This is a genomic window from Mycolicibacterium litorale (assembly GCF_010731695.1).
In the GTDB taxonomy this organism is placed as follows: domain Bacteria; phylum Actinomycetota; class Actinomycetes; order Mycobacteriales; family Mycobacteriaceae; genus Mycobacterium; species Mycobacterium litorale.
Map to the genome: position 1 here is coordinate 3,625,959 of NZ_AP022586.1, position 18,774 is coordinate 3,644,732.

The window sequence follows — 18,774 nt, forward strand, 5'->3', positions numbered from 1 at the left end:
CCCGGCTGCCGGCTAGGCGCGGTTGCCGGCGAATCCGTCGGCCACCACCCCAGCCAGTTCGAGTAGTGCCTCACGGGTCGCCGGCTTGAGACGGTCGAGGCTGATCTCCGCGCCCTCCTCCAGATGCGGGTCGAACGGCACCACCTTCACCGCGCGGCAACGCCGGGAGAAGTGGTCGGAGACCTTCTGCAGATCGACCTTCCCCGACCGCGGCCGCACTGCGTTGATCACCGCGATCGCGTTGGCCACCAGCGCCTGATGACCGTGCGCGTCGAGCCAGTCGAGCGTGGCCGAGGCGCTGCGCGCCCCGTCCACCGAACCGGAACTGATCACGACCAGCACGTCGGCGTTGGCCAGCACCGCCGTCATCGCCGAATGCATGAGCCCGGTCCCGCAGTCGGTCAGCACCAGGCTGTAGAAGCGTTCGAGCACCTCGAGCGTGCGCGTGTAGTCGTCGGAGCTGAACGCCTCCGACACCGCCGGATCGGTCTCGGAGGCGAGCACCTCGAGCCGGCTGGGCCCCTGCGAGGTGTACGCCCGCACATCGCTGTAGCGCTCGATGCCCTCGGCGTCGCGCAGCAGGTGCCGCACCGTGGCCGTCGTCTCCAGCGGCACCTTCTGGCTCAACGTGCCCCGGTCGGGATTCGCGTCGACGGCCACCACGCGGTCCCCGCGGATGGAGGCGAACGTCGCGCCCAGCGTCGCGGTGATCGTGGTCTTGCCGACCCCGCCCTTGAGTGACAGGACCGCGATCCGGTAGCAGCCGTTGAGCGGTTGTTTGACCCGCGTGACGAGGCCGTCGCGCTGCGCGGCCCGGGGGTCCCCGATGTTGACGAGCTTGAACGTCGACAGATACAGCCACTTGCGCCACCCGTGGGAGGGTGCGGACTTGCGCTGGCCGAGGAGCGCCACCGTGGACAGGTCGAGGTACGGCGTCGGCGGGACGGGCAGCGGCTGGGACACCGGCTGCGAGTCGGTGACGGGCGGTGGTGCCGGGACCGCGCCCTGGACCGCCGCCGGGTCGATGGCCGGCATCCCGTGCGGCGGTGTGGGGGCAGACCACTCCGGCGGCGTGGGGGGCTCACCGGCGGCCGGGTCACGGAACCGCTGCTGGGCCCGGAACCCGCCCGGGGAGTGGTCGCCCATCAACCCACCCCGGCGTAGGAGTGCAGGCCGACGGTGACGAGGTTGATGAAGAACAGGTTGAACACCATCGCCACGAAGCCGACCACGTTGATCCACGCGGCTTTACGGTCCCGCCAGCCGGCGGTCGACCGGGCGTGCAGGTAGGCGGCGTAGACCACCCACGCGATGAACGACACGGTCTCCTTGGGGTCCCAGCCCCAGTAACGGCCCCACGCCTCCTCGGCCCAGATGGCGCCGAAGATCACCCCGAAACCGAACACCGGGAACGCGAAGATCGTCGTGCGGTAGGCGATGCGGTCGAGGGTCTGTGCGTCCGGCAGGCGCTGCACGACGCGGGCCACCGCGCCGTCGTGTCCGGGCTGACCGAACCGCGACATCTTGACCAGGAACAGGATGCTGGCCACACCGCCGACCAGGAACACCCCGGAGCCGAGGCTGACCACCGAGACGTGGATGGGCAGCCAGTACGACTGCAGCGCGGGCATGACCGGCGCGGCGTGCGAGTACAGCCAACGTCCCGACACCGTCAGCAGGATCAGCACGGGGACCAGGACGAACACCCACAGCGCGCGGTACTGCGGGCGGCGCAGCACCACTGCGGCGGCCACCAGACCGCAGAACGACGTCAGGTTGATGAACTCGTACATGTTGCCCCACGGCACCCGTGAGGTGGACAGGCCGCGCAGCACGATGCACGCCAGCAGCAGCGCGGTGCCGACGTAGACCAGCGCCAGACCGGCCGACCCGATGCGCTCGTCGGCCGGGCGGCGCGGGATGTCGGCGACGATGCCCGGGCTGGCGCTGTCGGCGCCGACGGAGGCGCCGACGAGTTCGCGGTCGGCGACCTTGCGGCTGCGGCTGTAGGCCAGTTCGACGGCTAGCAGCAGCAGCGCCACGACCAGCACCACCACCGACGACGTGAACGCCCAGTCGGAATACCGGGCGAGACCGAGGTCGACCTCCGGACTGTTCATGTGACCTTCTCTCCTGACACGGCGTCGGCTTGCGTGTCGGCGTGGCCAGCGTCGGGGTGGCCGGACAACAGCCGCACCGTCAGCCGCTCGAACTCCTCGCCCCACCCGGAGTTGTCGGTGCGGGCCAGCCCGCCCAATTCGACGCCAACGGTACCCGGACCCGCCGGGGTGATCCGAACCCAGACCCGGCGGCGGCGCACGATGAGCGAGACAACGAGACCCGCCATCATCGTCATCGCGAAGACCAGCACCCAGATCTGTGCCGGATCGTGGGATACCTGGACGCTGACGAACGGAACAGCGCCGTCGAACCGGACCACGGTGCCGTCGTCGAGCCGGGTCTCGGCACCGGCACTGAGGTTGACCCGCGCCTCGCGGGTGAGCCGGCCCTGACCGATCAGCCGCTCGTCGAGGGTGAAGATGTTCTGCGGGCGGCCGGAGTCGAGTCCCGTGTCGCCGCGGTAGATGTCGATCGCGACGCCGGGGTCGCGCATCGCCGGGAAGCTCGACGACAGCAGCGTGCCGTGCAGCAGCTGGGTCGGCGCGAACAGCCCCTGGATGGCGAGCTGGTTCTTGCGGCGTTCGTCGGCGTCGGGATAGGTGCCGGCCGGCGGGTCGAAGCGCATCACCCCCGACGACAGGAAGGTGATCTGGTCGTCGGGCCGCCACTGCAGCGTCTGGGTGCGGGTCTGCCCGTCGGGGAACGTGACGGTGAACGTCGGCGCATACCCGTGGCCCTGGAGGTAGACCCGGTCGCCGCCGACGCGAAGCGGTTCGTTCACCTTGAGCTCGTAGGGCCGCCACGTTCCGGTGTCCAGGTCGTCGCCGGCCTGGTACTCGATGTCGGCGGAGAACGACGTGGCCTGTCCGTTGTCCAGATAGTCGGCCTGGAAGTCGTTCACCTTCAGGCAGATCGGATACAGCGAGGTGCCGTCGACGGTGTTGCCCGCCCGGAACGAGTCGAACGCGGCGGGTGAGGCCGAGCAGAAGCCCGGGCCGCCGTCGGCGATGACGATGACGTTGCCCTCATAGCTGAACAACTTGCCCGCGGCGATCGCCACCAGCAGACCGAGCAGCGAGAAGTGGAACACGATGTTGCCGAACTCGCGCAGATAGCCCTTCTCGGCGGAGATCTCGGTCGTTCCCTCGTTGGTGCGGGTGACCTTGCGCCACCCCCTGAGCTGTTCGCTCATCGACGCCGCCACCTGCTGCGGCTCGCCGGCGACCTGCGCGATGTGGTGTTTCGGTAGCCGGCCGAGGTTGCGCGGGGCGGGCACCGGGACCGTCCGGAGGCTGCGGACGTGCTCGACGAGCCGCGGCGTCAGGCAACCCACCAGCGAGATGAACAGCAGCACGTAGATCGCGGTGAACCAGAAACTCGAGAACACGTCGAAGGCCTGCACGCGGTCCAGCCACGGCCCGAGCGTGGGGTGTTCGGCGATGTACTCGGCGACCTTCGTCTCGTTGAGGCTGCGTTGCGGCAGCAGGGCGCCCGGGATCGCCGCGAGCGCCAGCAGGAACAGCAGCACCAGCGCGGTGCCCATCGACGTCAGGGTCCGCCAGGTGTTGCGCGCGTACGCGAGCATCCGGCGCATCAGATCGGCAGCCTCACGTCGCTGACGAACGCGTCGCGCACCCAGGACACGAAGTCGTTCCACAATCCCGTCACCAGGGCGGTGCCCACGATGAGCAGCAGCACTCCCCCGAAGATCTGGATGGTGCGGGTGTGGCGGCGCAGCCAGCCCATGCCCTGCACCGCGCGCGCCGAACCGAAGGCCAGCAGCACGAAGGGAATTCCGAGCCCCAGGCAGTACGCGATGACCAGCGCCACCCCGCGGGCCACGCTCGCGCCGTCGGTGGCCGAGGCGACGGTGATGACACCGGTCAGCGTCGGGCCGAGGCACGGCGTCCAGCCCAGCGCGAACACCGCGCCCAACAGCGGTGCGCCGGCGACGGTGGACAGCTGACGCGGGGTGAACCGGGCCTGCCGCTGCAGTGCGGGAACGAGCCCGACGAAGACCAGCCCCATGAGGATCGTGACGACGCCGCCGATGCGTTGCAGCACAAGCTGATTGGTGATCAGCGTGGTGGTCATCCCGAGCACCGCGACGGTGCCGAGCAGGAACACCGCGGTGAACCCGGCGACGAACAGGGCGGCGGCGCCGGCCACTTTGAGCCGCCGCGTGCGCACGGCGACCGCGCCCGGCTGCGTGTCGGCCTGCTCGGGGTCGACGCCCACCACGGCCGCGAGATACGACAGATAGCCCGGCACCAGCGGCACCACGCACGGCGAGGCGAACGACACCAGCCCGGCTAGGACGCAGACCCCCAGCGCCAGGACGACCGGCCCGGCCGCGGCGACCTCGGCGAACCCCGTCACGACTGCGGCTCCGGTCGCGGGTCTGGCGCCTTCTCGGCGGCGAGGCGTTCGACGACCGGCTGCAGATCCTCGGCGAGCAGCTCGCGCAGGAACACCGCCGCGACCCGGTGCTCCCGGTCGAGGACGACCGTCGACGGGATGACCGTCGTCGGGTACTTACCGCCGAACGCGATCATCGTGCGCATCGGCGGGTCGTAGATGGACGGGAACGTGATGCCGCGGTCGCGGACGAAGTCGACGGCCGCGTCACGGTTGTTGTCGCGGACGTCGATGCCGAGGAACGCGACACCGTCGCCGCGGGTGGCGTCGTAGACCTGCTGCAGCTCGCCGATCTCGGTGCGGCACGGCGCGCACCACTGACCCCACACGTTGATCACCACGACCTGGCCCGCGAAATCGTCGAGGGACAGCGCCTTGTCCGGGTCGAGCAGGTCCGGGCCGGACAGCGGGCCGGGCCGGCCGCGGTCGGCGGGCGGATCGTAGAAAATGTCGGTCTTGCCTCCGGGCGCCACGAATTCGAAGGTGCCGCCCTGCGCGACGGCGTCGTCACCGGTGGAGCAGCCGGCGAGCGCGACCATCGCCACGCTTGCCAGCACGATCCACCATCGCCTCACTGTCCGGCCAGCTCCGCGTATCCCCAGCCGACATAGGTGTCCCCGTGGAAATAGAACGAGGTGAGCGAGGCGAGGTTGCACAGCCGCCTGGTCGGGAAGTGGTGCAGGGGCTGGCCGGTCATCGATCGGCGCAGCGTCTCCACCGGAAGCTGGTGGCTGACGCACACCGCCTCGTGGCCGGCGGCCTTCTCCCGCGCCCGGTGCAGCGCGGCGGTCATCCGCGCGGCGATCTCGCTGTAGGGCTCACCCCACGACGGGGTGCGCGGGTTGCGCAGATGACGCCAGTTCACCGGATTGCGCAGGGCGCCGTCACCGGGTGAGACCCGTTTGCCCTGGAAGACGTTGAGCGATTCGATCAGTTCGTCGTCGGTGTCGATGGACAGACCGTGAGCCGCGGCGATCGGGCCGGCAGTCTCCTGCGCCCGTTCCAACGGTGAGGCCACGACGTACACGATGTCGCGGCCGGCCAGCCAGGAGGCGACCCGCTCGGCCTGCGCGCGGCCGCGCTCGGACAGGTGGTAGTCCGGGAGCCGGCCGTAGAGGATGCCGTCGGGATTGTGCACCTCGCCGTGCCGCATCACGTGCACGACGGTCTTCACGTCGCTCATGCCGGCTTCGTCGCTTCCGCTGCGGCGCGGGCCGCGCCCGGCAGGGCGGCGGCGATGCGGTCGAACGCCTCGTCGTCGAGGGCCGCCGAGACGAACCACGCCTCGAAGGCGCTGGGCGGTGGGTATACGCCCGCCTCGAGCAGCGCGTGGAAGAACGGCGGGAACCGCCACGTCTCGCTGGCGCGGGCGGTCGCGAAGTCGGTGACCGGTTCGGCGGAGAAGAACACCGACAGCATGTTGCCGCCCCGCTGCACGCGATGGGTGACGCCGGCATCGGTCAGCGCATCGGTGAGCAGGCCGCCCAGCCGGTCGGCGTTCTTGTCGAGTGCCGCGTACACGGCGTCGTCAGCAGTGCGCAGGGTGGCGAGCCCGGCGGCCATCGCGACGGGATTCCCCGACAGCGTGCCTGCCTGGTACACCGGGCCGAGCGGCGCAAGGCGCTCCATCACCTCGGCGCGGCCGCCGAACGCCGCGGCGGGCAGGCCGCCGCTCATGACCTTGCCGAAGGTGAACAGGTCGCCGTCGACGGGGTCGATGCCGTACCAGCCTGAACGGCTGACCCGGAATCCGGTCATCACCTCGTCGAGGATCAGCAACGCGCCGTGGTCGGCGGTGATACGGCGCAGCGCCGCGTTGTAGCCGGCTTCGGGTGGCACCGCACCCATGTTGCCGGGGCTGGCCTCGGTGATGACGGCGGCGATCTGGTCGCCGACCTGGTCGAAGACCTCTTCGACCGCGGCCACGTTGTTGTAGGGCAGCACGATGGTGTCGGCGGTCGCGGCGCCGGTCACTCCGGGCGACGACGGCAGCCCGAGGGTGGCGACACCGGATCCGGCGTCGGCGAGCAGCGCATCGCTGTGGCCGTGGTAGCAGCCGGAGAACTTGACGATCTTGGGGCGGCCGGTGAAACCGCGGGCCAACCTGATCGCGCTCATCGTGGCCTCGGTGCCGGAGTTGACCAGACGCAACCGTTCGACGGGTGCGACGCGGCCGATGATCTCCGACGCCAGCTCGGTCTCCGACGGGGTCGGGGCGCCGTAGGAGAGGCCGTCGGCGGCGGCTCGCTGCACCGCCTCCACGACGGCCGGGTGGGCGTGGCCGAGGATCATCGGGCCCCACGAGCAGACGAGGTCGACGTAGCGGTTGCCGTCGGCGTCGGTCAGCCAGTAGCCGTTGGCCGAGGTGATGAAGCGAGGCGTGCCGCCGACGGCGTTGAACGCCCGGACCGGGGAGTTGACCCCGCCGGGGATGACAGCGCACGCATCGGCGAACAGCCGCGCCGACTTCTCGGTCGCGGTGTGGTCAGCACCCATGACCACCAGTGTCCCAGCCGCGGCGCGGGCGTCAACTACAGGGTGTAGTTCGTCTCAGGGCAGCCGGCCCTGCCAGGTCAATACCTCGCCGACGCCCTGGGTCATCACGCTCGCGGGCATCACCCGTAGCCGGTAGGGGGTGAGGCGCAGCGCGGCGAACTGATCGGAGGTCGGGCCGTCACTCCACTGGGGGATCACGTAGGGGTCGTAGCCCACGGGCGCGGGCCCGTTGGCGAACTTCTCCCACACGGTGACACGGGTGTCGTCGTCGGTGTACCACTCGACCAGGCAGTCCGCGCTGCAGGTGTCCTGGCTGGGCGCCCAGTAGTTCAGCGACATCTCGGGGTGCGCGCTGAGGTGTGCGCGCTTGACCGGGGAGGGCACGGTCGCGATCCAGCCGAACAGGTCGGTGCCGTCCCACTCCCAGATCGGGTGCAGCACCCGGGATCGCGGCCGGCAGTTGGCGTCGACAGTCGCCGCCGACGCCCACACGATGGAGTGCGCCATGTCGACGAACGCCGGCGCGATGGTGTCCAGAGTCACGGTCTCACCCTAGGCGGGGCGAGGGTCGGCACGACGCCGCTCCCCACGCGAAACTGAACTCACGCAGGGTGCCTCTCGCACGTCCTCTGCGTGGCTTCCGTCTCGCGACGGTCAGCTGGACTCGGAGCCCGCCTGAGCCGTCTCGGCACCCTCGGCGTCCTGCTTGTCCTGCCCGCCGTCCTCCTTGCCGAACTTGGGTTCGCCGTTCTCGTCGACCCACTCGTTGACCGCGGTTCCCGCCACCGTTCCGCCGGTGCCCGGCATCACGATCGTGGGCCGTTCCTCCTCGTACTCCTTGCGCATCTCCTTGGCCACCTTGCGATGTTCGTCGGTGACCTCGGGTTTCTCGGTGATCTTGGCGTCGGGGTCGTCAGCCACGTTTTGTGACGCATTTTTCTCTGCCCCGGTCTGTTCTTCCTTGTCGTCGCTGCTCATGGGCTAACGACTAACCGAAAGTGTGAGCTGCGAAACACAACCCGCCTTACGCCGGTACAGCTCTCAGTGCGGCGGGCAGGCTCGGCAGGAAGTGCTGCGTGGCGAACGCGCGGAGTTCGTCAGCGGTGTCGAGCGGCTGCATGCTGGGCAGTAGCAGCACCATCGCGGCGTAGCGCAGGATGACGTCGGCGAGTTCGTTGACCGCGCGCGGACCGATCCGCTCGGCGAAGCCGGCCGGGAAGATGACGCGCAACGCCTCGGCCATCCGCTCGACGGCCGCCGCCCAGTGCCGGTGGGCCAGGGCGAGCACGAACCCGGGATCCTCGGCGAGCATGCCGTTGAGGATCCGGTGTCCGCGGAACTTCAGAATGGACAGCGTGAACGCCTCGACATAGTAATTCGCTTGCGGCGCGGCTTGTTTCAGCTCACGGGCGATGTCGGCGAACAGCGCGACGTTCTCCCGCTCGACCACGGCGCCGACCAGTTCGTCGCGGTTGGCGAAGCGCCGGTAGATCGTGGTGCGGCTGACGCCCGCCCGCCGGGCGACGTCGTCGAGGGCGACCCGGCGGAAGCCGTGCCGCTCGAACTCGGCGACGGCGGCGTCGAGGATCGCCTCGGTGGCGGAATCAGGCGGCGTTGGCATAGCCCCGCTGAGCGAACTTGTTGTAGCGCACGCTCATCGGCAACCGGTCCCACAGCCAGTTCACCGGACGCGACCGCCAGAACGCCGCGAAACGCTGATACCGCCGCTCCTGGCGCTCACTCCACGGCAGCCCGAGCAGTTGGCGGGCCTGGGGCGGCAGCCCGCCGGTGGTGAGGAACGCCGCAAGCGGGTTGAACCCGACCGACAGCACCCGCCACACCAGCGGATGCACGCCCTTGGGGCAGGGGAAGCCCTTCGTCACGTACCCCACGCCGTACTTGGCGGTCGAGTGGGCGACGAGGACGTCGTCGAGCATGCGCTGCCAGTACTTCTCGAACTCGGCGTAGGTGGCCGGCATCGGCCGGTCGCTGACGCCGTAGCGGCGGTACCAGGTCTTGGACTCGAGGTAGATCCGCTCCTTCTCCTCGCGGGACAGCTTCTTGACGAAGGTGTCGGCGAAGTACAGCACCTGCTCGACGAACGTCGCGTGCGCCCAGAAATACGTCTCCGGATCGAGCGCGTGGTAGCGCGACACCCGGCCATCGGGGAGGGTCATCTCGCCCTTGATGTTGTGGTGGAAGTCGCGGACGTTGAAGCCCTCGTTGTCGTCCTCGGAACCGTAGACGGTCATGAAGATCGGCGGCAGCGAGCGCTTGACGCGTGCGGCGGTGTCGGAGAAGAACACCGAGTGGTCCAGCACGCCCTGCCCGAGTTCGGCCAGCATGTTCTGCAGCACGGCGGGCCGCGGCCCGATCAGGTACATCCGGTTGTCCCCGAAGTACCGCCAGACCAGGGACTGCGGCCCCAGCGGCAGGGCGTCGTCGACCTCGGTGTTGTTCTGCGCCAGCTCCGTCATGGACACAGTGTTACAGATTCTGCACTTTGTACCAACAGGTGAGTGACCAGCGTCACCAGGTCAACGGATCCAGCCGGAGGTAGAACTCCAGGCGGGCGTCGTCGATGTGCCGCGGGTAACGCTCATCGGCCACCGCCCGGGTCTCCTCCGCGATGTCCGGGAAACTCTGCCTGGTGCTCTCCAGAAGCAGCGAGAGATCGGCGTGCGGGTCCGCCACGCCGAGGCGGCCCAGGTCGACGAACCCCGCCACCTCCGCGCCGTCGACGATGATGTTCGGCAGACACAGGTCACCGTGACAGACGACGGCGTCCGCCCGTTCCTCGGCACGTCGCCGCGCCACGTCGCGTTCGACCCGCTCCAGCAGCCGCGCCCCGGGGACCGATCGATCCTCGTCGGACAGGAAGTCGCGGTTGACCGCGTCGCGGGCGACGATGTCGCGGGCCCGCGCCAGCATGGCATCGAGATCTCGGCGGTACGGGCACGCGGAGACCGGGATGGCGTGAAGGGCCCCGACGGCTGCCACGACTGCGGGCCAGGCGGCGGCCAGGTCGCCTGGGCACAGGTGGTCGGCGGGTGTCCCGACGACCGCGCTGGTGATCATCTCCGCCCCGGCCTCCGTGCACTGCCAGTCCAGCACCGTGGGGCCTGGGATCCCGTGGGCATCCGCCCAGCCGATGCGCTCCCGTTCGTCGGCCAGCGCCGCGACGCCGCTGGTGTCGACCACCTTGCGGTATCGCGTACCGTCCGCGCTGCGGAACACCCGCGCGCCGGATTCTCCGGTGGTGACCGGCAGCCAGTCAGCCACGCCGCAGCCGCGCGACCCCCAGCACGAGCAGCACCCCGGCGAGAGTCGCCAACAGCAGTGCCAGCACCAGAAGCGGCGCCGAGTACACCGTCACGGTGGTTTCCGGCCCTTCGGGGATGACGGGGGCCGCCGTCGCCGTCCTGCCGGCCGCCGCCCAACTGGCCACACACCCGACCGCCGCCGCCGCGGCCGACACCAACTCGAGCAGCGCGCGACCCCGCGCGCTCACGGCACCCGTTCTTCGACGAGCCGGGTCAGCTCTTCGCGCAGCTTCATGTGCCGCCGCGCCCACGCCTGCGCCGTCCGGTTGTTCGACAGCTTCAACCCGATGCCGGTGCGTCCGCGCGGGACTCCGGTCAGCTCGCCGAGCGCCCTCGCCGACTGCCACTTCGGCACCTCGGAACCCGTCGCGGGCGGATACACCGCGACGATCTCGGCCAACCTGGTGGTCTCGACGCCCTGGCGCAGCGTGTCGCGCGTCAACTCGACGGAGGTGTGGATGCGCGCGGCCTTCACCTGGATGGCCAGAAAGCCCGACACGAGGACCAGGAACAGCCCCGGCACGAGCGGCTGCAACCCGTATCCGGCGGAGATCTGGATCGCCAGCATCGCCCCGGCCGCCGCGGGTCCGGCGAGCAGCCACGCCCAGCTGGCGCCCGGTTCGTAGAACAGCCGCTCGTCGGTCGGAACGGTCATCGGGACTCCTCCCGCTCGAACCAGCCGGCGGCGCTACGACGGGTCAGCAGCACGGTGCCGACGGCGATCGGCACCAGGGCCAGCAGCGTCATGGGCTGACCGACCCCGGCGCCGGCGGCCAGCATCAGCAGCACGACCGCGATGGCCAGCGCCAAGCCGACCGTGGCGCGCCGGAACTTGGGGTCACCGCGACGCGCGCGGCCCGCGACGAAGGCCAGGCCGGCCCCGGCGAGCACCGAGCCGATCCCCATCCCGCGGTAGACGTTGAGGTAATTGCGGACCTTCTCGTTGGACACCTCGGAGTCGATCGCCGACCGCGCCGTCTCGAACGTCACGGTGGCGGCGAGCAGCCCGCCGAGGATGAGCAGAACGGCCCCGCCGACCAGGGTCCAGAACGCGATCTCGACCACGCGTGGCCGCGACGGTGTTGGCGAAGCGGTCATGGTCGGGTCAGCCTAGCGCGGTCACCGGACGAAGAAGGCGTTGGCGTCTTTGCGGTGCAGCAGGAAGATGCCGCCGGCGATGAGCACCGATCCGATGATCGCGGTGACCGCGTACCCGAACGCCGCGACCGGTGATTCGCGCGGCACGGTGAACAGGTTCGTCACCGTGTAGGCGACCGATCCGAAGCCGCCCGCGGTCAGCAGAGTGCGGGTCCACCGGTAGCCCTGGCGCAACAGGATGAGGAACGTCGCCACGATCGCCGCGACCACGACGACGATCATCACCGCCATCCCCTTGAGGAACAGCGACGCACCCTCCACGGGCACCATCAGGTTGTCTATCAGATACCCGATCACCAGCAGTGGCAGCGCGGCCACCCACAACCAGAAGCCGGTGTCGACATCAGGCGGCCGGGTGGGCGGAGTGGACGGCGGCCCGACCGGGCGCTGAGCGGGTCCGGTCATGCCAGCCAGCCGGCGGCCTCGGCCGCCCAGTAGGTCAGCACGATGTCGGCGCCGGCGCGCCGGATCCCGACGAGCGCTTCCAGCGCGGAGGCCCGCAGATCGATCCAGCCGTTGGCGGCGGCGGCGCTGATCATCGCGTACTCACCCGAGATCTGATACGCGGCGACCGGCACCGGCGAGATGTCGGCGCACGCCCGCACGACGTCGAGATAGGACATGGCCGGTTTGACCATCACCATGTCGGCGCCCTCGGCGATGTCGAGTTCGATCTCGCGAATCGCCTCCCGGGCGTTGCCGCTGTCCTGCTGGTATGTCCGGCGGTCGCCCTGCAGGCTGGACCCGACGGCCTCGCGGAACGGACCGTAGAACGCCGAGGCGAACTTCGCCGCGTACGCCAGGATCGCCACGTCCGAGTGCCCTGCGGCATCCAGCCCGTCGCGGATCGCGGCCACCTGACCGTCCATCATCCCGCTCGGAGCCACCACGTGGGCACCCGACTGTGCTTGCGCCACAGCCAGTCTCACGTACTGCTGATTGGTCGCATCATTGTCGACCCGGCCGCGGTCGTCGAGTACACCGCAGTGTCCGTGATCGGTGAACTCGTCGAGACAGGTGTCGGCCATGATCACGGTGTCGTCGCCGAGATCCTTGGCCAGGTCCCGCAGGGCGATGTTGAGGATGCCGTCCGCGTCGATGCCGATCGAACCGCGGGGGTCCTTGTCCTCGTCGCGCGGCACTCCGAACATCATGAGCCCACCCACCCCGGCGGCCACCGCGTCCGCGGCCGCGCGGCGCAGGGAGTCACGCGTGTGCTGCACCACCCCGGGCATCGACGAGATGGGCCGCGGCTCGTCGATGCCGTCGGCGACGAACATCGGCAGCACGAGATGCCGTGGCTCCAATGAAGTTTCAGCGACGAGCCGGCGCATCGCCGGCGTCGAACGCAACCTGCGTGGACGCTGACGCATGATCAGCGGCCGATCTTCACCGACGACGGCTCTTCTTGCGCGGCGGGGGCAGCGCACCCTCGGCCCGCAGCCGGGCGGCGTGCTCGGCGAGTGCCTCCACCAGCGGACCGACCGCGGCCACCTCGGGCTGCACGTCGACGCGCAGACCGAACTCCGCGGCGGTCTCGGCCGTCTTGGGCCCGATGCAGGCGACGATGGTGCGGGCGTGCGGCTTACCGGCGATACCGACCAGGTTCCGCACCGTGGAGCTCGAGGTGAAGCAGACCGCGTCGAAACCACCGGTCTTGATCATCTCGCGCGTCGAGGCCGGCGGCGGTGCGGCCCGCACAGTCCGGTAGGCAGTGACGTCCTCGATCTCCCACCCGCGTTCGCGCAGCCCCTCGGCCAGCGTCTCGGTGGCGATGTCGGCGCGCGGGAGCAGCACCCGGTTCACCGGGTCGAAGATGTCGTCGTACGGCGGGAACTCGTCGAGCAGACCCAGCGAGGACTGCTCACCCGTCGGGACCAGTTCGGGGTTGATGCCGAACGCGCGCACCCGTTCGGCCGTCGCCTGACCGACGCAGGCGATCTTCACACCGGAGAACGCGCGGGCGTCGAGCCCGAACTCGTTGAACTTCTCCCAGACCGCGCGCACCGCGTTGGTGGAGGTGAACACGACCCACTGGAAGCGGCCGTCGACCAGACCCTTGACCGCGCGCTCCATCTGCGCGGGGCTGCGCGGCGGCTCGACGGCGATCGTGGGCACCTCGATGGGCAGGGCGCCGTGGCCGACGAGCTTCTCGCTCATCTCACCGGCCTGGTCCTTGGTGCGGGGCACCAGCACGGTCCACCCGTACAGGGCCCGACTCTCCCACCAGTTCAGCTTGGCGCGGTTGGCGACGGTCTTGCCGAGCGTCACCACCAGCGGACCGGCCAGCGGACCCGCGGGCGCGCCGGTCTGCTCGGGACCGGTCAGCACGGCCTTGTCGATCAGCCCGGACAGCGTGGTCTCCACCGACCGCTGCTGGCACGTGGTGCCGTTGGCGGTGACGACCGCGGGCGTGGTCTCGGCGATGCCGTACTCGATCAGCGTGCGCGCCGCGTCGGGCAGATGCGATGCGGTCGCGTGCAGGATCAGCGGGCCGGGCGCCGCGGCGATCGCGGCCCAGTCGACGTCACCGCGCACGTCGGCGACGGTGTGGGTGGAACCCAGCGGCAGGCCGGCGTACGTCGGCACCGCGGTGGTGTCCGGCAGGCCAGGCACGATCTCGAAGTTCGCGTGGCTCTTCGCCAGTGCGTTGACCTCGGCGATGACGGAGTCGACCGACAGCGGGTCGCCCGCGACCAGCCGGACCACGTCCACCCCGTGCTTGGCCTCGCCGGCGAGGGTCTTGGCCACCTCGGCCGGATCGCCCAGCGCGGGCCGGATGTCCGGGCCGCCGGGGAGCGTCGAGACCGGCTGCGCGTCGGCGCCGTCGGCCACCTGCGCCGGCTCCGCCGGTTCCGGGCCGGACGGCGGCGGCAGGTGCGCGCCCACCAGAGCCAGCACGGCCTCGGGCACGTCCGGGTCGGTGAACACCAGCGCGGCGTTGACGAGCACACTGTGCGCCCGCGTGGTCAGCAGGCCGGGGTCACCGGGGCCCGAACCCACGAAGGTGATGCGGCCGGGCTTCATCTTGCGCCCTCGCCCGCTCTCCTGCCGAGTCATCTGTCGCTCACTCCGCTCTACAGCTCAGTGGTGATCCGCAATGAGCTCGCGCGCCCCCAGTTCGAACAACTCCGCGGCGACCGAGACCCCGAGGTCTGCGGCCCGACCCGGAGTTCCGATGCCAGACGCACGGATCACGTCGGATCCGTCCAGCGCCGCCACGCAGCCGCGTAGCGACACCTCTTCGAAGATGTGGCCGTCCTCATCGATAGACTCGACCACCTCGGCGATCGCGCCCACCGGTGCGGAGCAACCCGCCTCCAGTTCGGCGAGCAGGACTCGTTCAGCGGTGACCGCCGCGCGTGTGTCGGCGTCGTCCAACTCCGCCAGTAGCGCGGCCAGCCCGGTGTCGCCTGCGCGGCACTCGACCGCGAGGGCACCCTGAGCCGGCGCTGGCAACATCTGCACCGGCTCGAGAGTCTCGGTGACATCGCTCAGCCGTCCGATGCGGGCCAGACCCGCCCGGGCAACCACGATGCCGTCGAGCTCACCGTTGCCGACCCTGTTCAACCTGGTATCTAGGTTGCCTCTTAGGGGGCGGATTTCCAAACCGAGACCCAGTGCTCTAAGCTGCGCGGCCCGTCGCGGGCTCGAAGTGCCGATCGTGGAGCCCGCGGGCAACTCCCCCAGCACCAGACCGTCGCGGGCCACCAGCGCGTCCCTGGGGTCCTCACGACGCGGGATCGCGGCGATCATGAACCGCTCGTCGACCGCCGTCGGCAAATCCTTGTACGAGTGCACGGCGGCGTCGACACGACCGTCGTGGATGGCCTCCCGCAAAGCCGCGGTGAACACCCCGACGCCGATGTCGGCGATGGGCCCCTGGTTGCGATCACCCTCGGTGGAGATGAACACCAGCTCGGCGGGGTGCCCGTTGGCGATCAGCGCATCCCGGATGGTTCCGGCCTGCGTCCTCGCCAGCAGGCTGGCCCGGGTGCCGATCCGGATAGGCGTGTCGGCGTTGCTCAAGCGCTACTCGGACTTGTCGATTTCGATGGGTAGCAAGGGCAATTCACCGGCGGCCACCGCGTCGACGGCCTGCTGGTCGAGTTCGAACAGCTCACGAAGCGCTTCGGCGTAGCTGTCCCCGCCCGGGGCGCTGGCCAGCTGCTTGACGCGCACGGTGGGGGCGTGCAGGAGTTTGTCGACGACGCGGCGAACGGTCTTGGCGACCTCGTCGCGGTGGGCGGCGTCGAGCTCCGGCAACCGGTTGTCCAGGCGCAGCAACTCGGCCTCGACGACGTCGGCGGCGCGCTGCCGCAACGCGGTGACCGTCGGGGTGACCTCCGCCATCCGCTGTCCGGCGAGGTAGTTCGCGACCTCGGCGGCGACGATCGAGCGGGCCGCATCGGCGTCCGAGGCCGCGGCGCGCGCCGAGGGCTCGCGCTGGATGCGCTCCATGTCGATGACGTTGACGCCGGGCAGCCCGGCGATCGCCGGCTCCACGTCGCGGGGCATACCGAGGTCGCAGATCACCAACTGGCGGTGCTCGGGCCGTCCGGTCAGCCCGCGGTGGGCGTCGGCCAGCGACACCACCGGGCGTACCGCGCCGGTGGAGGAGACCACCACGTCGGCGTCGGCGAGCGCGTAGGCGATGTCGTCGAGGGTGTGCGCGTCGGCGGTGACGCCCTGGTCGAGCAGGCTCTGGGCGAGCCGGCGGGCCCGCGGCAGCGACCGGTTCACCACGTGCACGCGGTCGACGCCGGCGCGGACGAGGTGTTTGGCCGACAGGGCGCCCATCGAGCCGGCGCCGATGACGACGGCGGTGCGGCCGGCCAGCGAGCCGAGTTTCGCCTCGGCGATGTCGAGGGCCACCGAGACCACCGAGGCGCCTGCGGCGTCGATGCCGGTCTCGGAGTGCACGCGCTTGCCGACCGACAGCGCGCGCTGCGACAGTTCGTGCAGGGTGCGGCCGACGGTGTGGTTGGCCTCGGCCGATGCGTACGCCCGGCGGACCTGCCCGAGGACCTGCTGCTCACCGATGACGGCGGAGTCCAGCCCGCTCGCGACGGCGAAGAGGTGCTCGACGGCGGCCTCGGCGTAGCGCACGTAGGCGTACTTCGTCAGATCGTTGAGCGACATCCCGCAGTGTTCGGCGAGGACCTGCCCGATGACGGACAGTCCGCCGTGGAACGCGTCCACGACGGCGTAGACCTCGACGCGGTTGCAGGTGGACAGCACCATCGCCTCGGTCACCAGGGACGATTGCAGCACCTGGTCGACGATCTTGGCCTGATCGGATTCATCGGTGCTCAACTGTTCGAGTACCGACACCGGGGCACTGCGGTGCGAAACCCCGAACAGCAGCACGCTCATGGCTTCATCACCACGTCATCCACGGTATCCGTTCACGAGCGTGCCGACCAAATTTCACCTAGTCATCTTTGTCACCACAGCCCGCATTTGTCACTGGGCGGATGCCAGGTCGGCCCTCAACCGCGGTTCGTCGACCTCCCAGTAGCTGTGTTCGGCGCCGTCGAGCAGCACCACCGGTAACCGGTCCCCGTATTCGGCCCGCAGCGCCGCGTTCCCGCCGGCGGCCGCCGCGTCGACGTCGGTGACGGCCAGCGTGAAGCCCAGCTCCCCGGCCAACTCGGCCAACTGCTCGGCCGCCCGCTCGCAGACGCTGCAGCCCGCGCGCGTCAGCAACTCGATTGCGTGATCCACCACCCCAGTATCCGGTTCCGGTGTCCTAGGGTTGAGCCGTGTCCGATACCGGGGGTACGCACGCCGAGCGGCAACAGATCGCCGGGGATGCCAGCGCGGAGGCCGCAGTCACGGATCTGGCGGCCGAACCCGTTCCGGCACCACCCGCGGCACCACCGCCTGATCTGACCGCGGCGGCGTTCTTCGACGTGGACAACACGCTGGTCCACGGCTCGTCGCTGGTGCATTTCGCCCGCGGCCTGGCCGCCCGCAAGTACTTCACCTACGGCGACCTCGGCCGCTTCGCGTACGCGCAGGCGAAATTCCAGCTCACCGGCCGCGAGAACAGCGACGACGTCGCGGCGGGCCGGCGCAAGGCGCTGGCGTTCATCGAGGGTCGCTCGACCGCGGAGCTCGTCGACCTCGGCGAGGAGATCTACGACGAGATCATCGCCTCCAAGATCTGGCCGGGTACCCGCGCGCTGGCGCAGATGCACCTCGACGCCGGCCAGCAGGTCTGGCTGGTGACCGCGACACCGTACGAGCTCGCCGCGACCATCGCCCGGCGACTCGGGTTGACCGGTGCGCTGGGCACGGTCGCCGAATCGGTCGACGGTGTGTTCACCGGCCGGCTGGTGGGCGACATCCTGCACGGCACCGGCAAGGCGCACGCGGTGCGCTCGCTGGCCATCCGCGAAGGCCTCAACCTGCGCCGCTGTACGGCCTACTCCGACAGCTTCAACGACGTGCCGATGCTGTCGCTGGTCGGCACCGCGGTCGCGATCAACCCGGATGCCGCGCTGCGCAGCGTGGCCCGTGAGCGCGGCTGGGAGATCCGCGACTTCCGCACCGCGCGCAAAGCGGCGCGCATCGGGGTGCCGTCGGCCGTCGCGCTCGGGGCGCTGGGCGGGGCGCTGGCGGCCGTGGTGTCGCGCCGCCAGGACGGCCGTACCGGGTGGCGCTGATAAGCTCGCGCCGCCAAGCACGTCGACGCGGGGAGTAAGCGAAGCCATGGCCATCGCTGAAGAGATCATCGGCACCCACTACCGGTATCCGGACTATTTCGAGGTGGACCGGGAAAAGATCCGCGAGTTCGCCCGCGCGGTGAAGGACGACCATCCGGCGCACCATTCCGAAGAGGCCGCGAAGGAATCCGGCTACGACGCGCTGATCGCCTCGCTGACCTTTCTCGCCGTGGCAGGCCGGAAGGTGCAGGCCGAGATCTTCAACCAGTTCGACGTGCCGATCAACATGGAGCGGGTGCTGCACCGCGACCAGAAGATCACGTTCCACCGGCCGATCCTGGCCGGCGACAAACTGTTCTTCGATTCGTACCTGGACTCGGTGATCGAGGCGCACGGCACCGTCGTCACCGAGGTGCGCGGCGAGGTCAGCGACGAGGCCGGCGAGCCGGTGCTCACCAGTGTCGTCACCGTCATCGGCGAAGCCGCTCACGACAGCGAGGCCGACGAGATCAGCGCGACGATCAAGGCGCGCCGCGACGAGGCGATCGCGAAGATGGTCGCCGGGCAGAACGCCAAGTAGCGCGAAC

General features: G+C 70.1%; 23 protein-coding genes. 2 read left to right on the forward strand and 21 right to left on the reverse strand.

The features are described 5' to 3' along the window. Nucleotides 1-12: 12 nt before the first annotated feature. From G6N30_RS17230 to G6N30_RS17330, 21 genes are all read right to left on the reverse strand, one after another. Nucleotides 13-1,146 (reverse strand): nucleotide-binding protein, encoded by a 1,134-nt coding sequence (locus G6N30_RS17230; protein ID WP_134054840.1) that lies wholly within the window; start codon nucleotides 1,144-1,146, stop codon nucleotides 13-15. Next, the gene (gene ccsB, locus G6N30_RS17235) at nucleotides 1,146-2,120 is read right to left on the reverse strand and encodes a c-type cytochrome biogenesis protein CcsB (RefSeq protein ID WP_134054843.1); all 975 of its coding nucleotides are present in this window, start codon (nucleotides 2,118-2,120) and stop codon (nucleotides 1,146-1,148) included. The genes G6N30_RS17230 and ccsB overlap by 1 nt, the downstream gene beginning before the upstream one ends. Beyond that, complete coding sequence (gene resB, locus G6N30_RS17240; protein ID WP_134054845.1) at nucleotides 2,117-3,715, reverse strand: cytochrome c biogenesis protein ResB; 1,599 nt, start codon at nucleotides 3,713-3,715, stop codon at nucleotides 2,117-2,119. Before resB ends, ccsB begins: the two co-directional genes overlap by 4 nt. Beyond that, entirely contained in the window at nucleotides 3,715-4,500 is a 786-nt protein-coding gene (locus G6N30_RS17245; protein ID WP_134054847.1) for a cytochrome c biogenesis CcdA family protein, read from the reverse strand. Before G6N30_RS17245 ends, resB begins: the two co-directional genes overlap by 1 nt. Beyond that, nucleotides 4,497-5,078: a TlpA disulfide reductase family protein gene (locus G6N30_RS17250; RefSeq protein WP_134055377.1), complete on the reverse strand. Its 582-nt coding sequence runs from the start codon at nucleotides 5,076-5,078 to the stop codon at nucleotides 4,497-4,499. Before G6N30_RS17250 ends, G6N30_RS17245 begins: the two co-directional genes overlap by 4 nt. A gap of 32 nt (nucleotides 5,079-5,110) precedes the next feature. After that, a complete protein-coding gene (locus G6N30_RS17255; RefSeq protein WP_134054849.1) occupies nucleotides 5,111-5,722 on the reverse strand; it encodes a histidine phosphatase family protein in 612 nt (203 codons plus the stop codon). Further along, nucleotides 5,719-7,035 (reverse strand): glutamate-1-semialdehyde 2,1-aminomutase, encoded by a 1,317-nt coding sequence (gene hemL / locus G6N30_RS17260; RefSeq protein WP_134054851.1) that lies wholly within the window; start codon nucleotides 7,033-7,035, stop codon nucleotides 5,719-5,721. Before hemL ends, G6N30_RS17255 begins: the two co-directional genes overlap by 4 nt. Before the next feature lie 54 nt (nucleotides 7,036-7,089). After that, on the reverse strand, nucleotides 7,090-7,542 hold the full coding sequence (locus G6N30_RS17265) for a pyridoxamine 5'-phosphate oxidase family protein (RefSeq protein WP_134055379.1): 453 nt from the start codon (nucleotides 7,540-7,542) through the stop codon (nucleotides 7,090-7,092). A 147-nt stretch (nucleotides 7,543-7,689) separates the two neighbouring features. Continuing rightward, nucleotides 7,690-7,956 carry a hypothetical protein gene (locus G6N30_RS17270; protein ID WP_234880162.1) on the reverse strand — a complete coding sequence of 89 codons (267 nt, stop codon included), beginning with the start codon at nucleotides 7,954-7,956 and terminating at the stop codon, nucleotides 7,690-7,692. 103 nt (nucleotides 7,957-8,059) lie between these two features. Further along, complete coding sequence (locus G6N30_RS17275; protein ID WP_134054854.1) at nucleotides 8,060-8,656, reverse strand: TetR/AcrR family transcriptional regulator; 597 nt, start codon at nucleotides 8,654-8,656, stop codon at nucleotides 8,060-8,062. Next, a complete protein-coding gene (locus G6N30_RS17280) occupies nucleotides 8,640-9,512 on the reverse strand; it encodes an oxygenase MpaB family protein (RefSeq protein ID WP_134054856.1) in 873 nt (290 codons plus the stop codon). Before G6N30_RS17280 ends, G6N30_RS17275 begins: the two co-directional genes overlap by 17 nt. Before the next feature lie 52 nt (nucleotides 9,513-9,564). After that, entirely contained in the window at nucleotides 9,565-10,317 is a 753-nt protein-coding gene (locus tag G6N30_RS17285; RefSeq protein ID WP_134054858.1) for an APH(3'') family aminoglycoside O-phosphotransferase, read from the reverse strand. Beyond that, on the reverse strand, nucleotides 10,310-10,546 hold the full coding sequence (locus G6N30_RS17290) for a hypothetical protein (protein ID WP_134054860.1): 237 nt from the start codon (nucleotides 10,544-10,546) through the stop codon (nucleotides 10,310-10,312). The genes G6N30_RS17285 and G6N30_RS17290 overlap by 8 nt, the downstream gene beginning before the upstream one ends. Next, complete coding sequence (locus G6N30_RS17295; RefSeq protein WP_134054862.1) at nucleotides 10,543-11,013, reverse strand: transport-regulating membrane protein Mce1N; 471 nt, start codon at nucleotides 11,011-11,013, stop codon at nucleotides 10,543-10,545. The genes G6N30_RS17290 and G6N30_RS17295 overlap by 4 nt, the downstream gene beginning before the upstream one ends. Next, a complete protein-coding gene (locus G6N30_RS17300) occupies nucleotides 11,010-11,456 on the reverse strand; it encodes a hypothetical protein (RefSeq protein ID WP_134054864.1) in 447 nt (148 codons plus the stop codon). Before G6N30_RS17300 ends, G6N30_RS17295 begins: the two co-directional genes overlap by 4 nt. 21 nt (nucleotides 11,457-11,477) lie before the next feature. Beyond that, a complete protein-coding gene (locus G6N30_RS17305; protein ID WP_134054865.1) occupies nucleotides 11,478-11,921 on the reverse strand; it encodes a hypothetical protein in 444 nt (147 codons plus the stop codon). Further along, entirely contained in the window at nucleotides 11,918-12,889 is a 972-nt protein-coding gene (gene hemB, locus G6N30_RS17310; protein ID WP_134054867.1) for a porphobilinogen synthase, read from the reverse strand. Before hemB ends, G6N30_RS17305 begins: the two co-directional genes overlap by 4 nt. A 16-nt stretch (nucleotides 12,890-12,905) precedes the next feature. Then, nucleotides 12,906-14,576, reverse strand: a complete 1,671-nt coding sequence (locus tag G6N30_RS17315) for a bifunctional uroporphyrinogen-III C-methyltransferase/uroporphyrinogen-III synthase (protein ID WP_134054869.1) — start codon at nucleotides 14,574-14,576, stop codon at nucleotides 12,906-12,908. 24 nt (nucleotides 14,577-14,600) lie between these two features. After that, nucleotides 14,601-15,545 carry a hydroxymethylbilane synthase gene (hemC, locus tag G6N30_RS17320; RefSeq protein ID WP_134054871.1) on the reverse strand — a complete coding sequence of 315 codons (945 nt, stop codon included), beginning with the start codon at nucleotides 15,543-15,545 and terminating at the stop codon, nucleotides 14,601-14,603. Nucleotides 15,546-15,548: 3 nt separating this feature from the next. Then, complete coding sequence (locus G6N30_RS17325) at nucleotides 15,549-16,892, reverse strand: glutamyl-tRNA reductase (protein ID WP_134054873.1); 1,344 nt, start codon at nucleotides 16,890-16,892, stop codon at nucleotides 15,549-15,551. Nucleotides 16,893-16,982: 90 nt separating this feature from the next. Next, complete coding sequence (locus G6N30_RS17330) at nucleotides 16,983-17,246, reverse strand: glutaredoxin family protein (protein ID WP_134054875.1); 264 nt, start codon at nucleotides 17,244-17,246, stop codon at nucleotides 16,983-16,985. 35 nt (nucleotides 17,247-17,281) lie between these two features. On the opposite strand from G6N30_RS17330, the gene G6N30_RS17335 reads away from it, so the two are divergent. Beyond that, entirely contained in the window at nucleotides 17,282-18,187 is a 906-nt protein-coding gene (locus G6N30_RS17335; RefSeq protein WP_134054877.1) for an HAD family hydrolase, read from the forward strand. Nucleotides 18,188-18,233: 46 nt separating this feature from the next. Further along, nucleotides 18,234-18,767 (forward strand): FAS1-like dehydratase domain-containing protein, encoded by a 534-nt coding sequence (locus tag G6N30_RS17340; RefSeq protein ID WP_134054879.1) that lies wholly within the window; start codon nucleotides 18,234-18,236, stop codon nucleotides 18,765-18,767. Nucleotides 18,768-18,774: the final 7 nt, after the last annotated feature.